This window comes from Klebsiella sp. 28 (genome assembly GCF_018223905.1).
Classification (GTDB): Bacteria; Pseudomonadota; Gammaproteobacteria; order Enterobacterales; family Enterobacteriaceae; genus Klebsiella; species Klebsiella pneumoniae.
In genome coordinates this window covers 1-1530 of record NZ_JAGRQY010000121.1, presented here as the reverse complement: position 1 = coordinate 1530, position 1530 = coordinate 1, and the positions used below count along the sequence as shown (strand labels likewise).

The window sequence follows — 1530 nt, the reverse complement described above, 5'->3', positions numbered from 1 at the left end:
CGGCATTATTGTTAAGCAGGAGCCGAAACAGTACACCGGTGCTGGCATGACCCGACTGGTGATGTCTGTCGCCGCAGGCGCAGGTAATCTGCAGGACGCGGCAAAATTCGCTTCAGAAGAGCTGAATGACCAGTCCGTATCGATGGCCATTTCCACCGCTGCGGGTTCCGGTGGGGCGCTCATCCCGGAGAACATGCAAAACGAAGTCATCGAGCTGCTGAGCGACCGTACCATTGTCCGTAAGCTGGGTGCCCGCTCCGTTCCGCTGCCTAACGGCAATCTGACGTTACCGCGCTCGGCTGGCGGTGCAACGGCCAGCTACACCGGCGAAGGAAAGGATGCCAAGACGTCTGAATCAAAATTCGACGACGTAAAACTGAGTGCCAAAACCATGATCGCCCTGGTCCCGATGTCGAACCAGCTGATTGGTCGCGCCGGTTTTAACGTTGAGCAGCTGGTCCTGCAGGATATTCTGACCGCCATCGCTGTTCGTGAGGATAAAGCGTTTATGCGCGATGACGGTACCGGCGATACACCGATTGGTATGAAGTCGCGTGCGACGCAGTGGAACCGCCTGCTGCCGTGGGAAGCGGGTTCCGCGATCAACCTGAACACGGTTGATGAGTACCTGGACAAGATTATTCTGATGGCGATGGATGGCAACAGCCTGATGATCCGTTGCGGCTGGGGTATGTCGAACCGTACCTATATGAAGCTGTTTGGCCTGCGTGACGGCAACGGCAACAAAGTCTACCCGGAAATGGCGCAGGGGATGCTCAAGGGCTATCCGATTCAGTATACCAGCGCGATCCCGGTTAACCTGGGCGAAAGTGGTAAGGAAACGGAAATTTATTTCGCCGACTTCAATGATGTTGTCATCGGTGAAGATGGTTCCATGAAGGTCGATTTCTCCAGAGAAGCCACCTATCTCGATGCAGAAGGTAACCCAGTTTCCGCGTTCTCGCGTAACCAGTCGCTGATCCGCGTCGTCCTCGAACACGATATCGGCTTCCGTCATCCGGAAGGCCTGGTGCTGGGTACCGGCGTCCTGTTCTAACCCACCCCTCTGTTAATAAAGCCCGCATATGCGGGCTTTTCCCTTTAAGGAGAATGTTATGGCTGCGAAAAATAAAGCAGTGGAGCCGGAAGAAACGGTCGTACATGACAACCATGCAACCGAGACCGCACAGGATAACCGTGCGACTGAGACTGCACAGGATAACCGTGCGACCGTGGTCGCACAGGCAGAACGCAAATCCGTTGTGTTCCTCGGTCCGCATAGCCGTTATTCCCGTGGTGATATCGCGTGGTTTGAAGGATCGCACGCCGAAGAGCTGGTTAAGCGCCGTATCGCGGTATGGCCGAAGGATGCCGAACGCGCGCTGAAACCGAAGCCGGGAGACAGCGATTTTGATACTGACATTGGATGATGTGAAAACCCAGCTACGCCTGGAACTGGATTTCACGGAGCATGACGCCATGCTCACGCAAATGGTGAACGCCGCACAGCGGAGCATCGAGCGTGATTAT

The 1530-nt window shown here is 55.4% G+C and carries 3 protein-coding genes; all 3 read left to right on the top strand.

The features are described from left to right. Window positions 1-1057, top strand: a 1057-nt coding sequence (locus KHQ28_RS20135; protein ID WP_211777661.1) for a phage major capsid protein, incomplete at its 5' end; no start/stop codon positions are given. A gap of 58 nt (window positions 1058-1115) precedes the next feature. Then, window positions 1116-1430 carry a hypothetical protein gene (locus KHQ28_RS20130; RefSeq protein ID WP_074181095.1) on the top strand — a complete coding sequence of 105 codons (315 nt, stop codon included), beginning with the start codon at window positions 1116-1118 and terminating at the stop codon, window positions 1428-1430. Continuing rightward, on the top strand, window positions 1411-1530 hold a 120-nt coding region (locus KHQ28_RS20125), incomplete at its 3' end, for a phage head-tail connector protein (protein ID WP_142900396.1). The genes KHQ28_RS20130 and KHQ28_RS20125, both read left to right, overlap by 20 nt.

Bases quoted from the DNA above. Each gene is read 5' to 3' on its own strand.
- KHQ28_RS20130 (WP_074181095.1), top strand. From the start codon at position 1,116: ATGGCTGCGAAAAATAAAGCAGTGGAGCCGGAAGAAACGGTCGTACAT.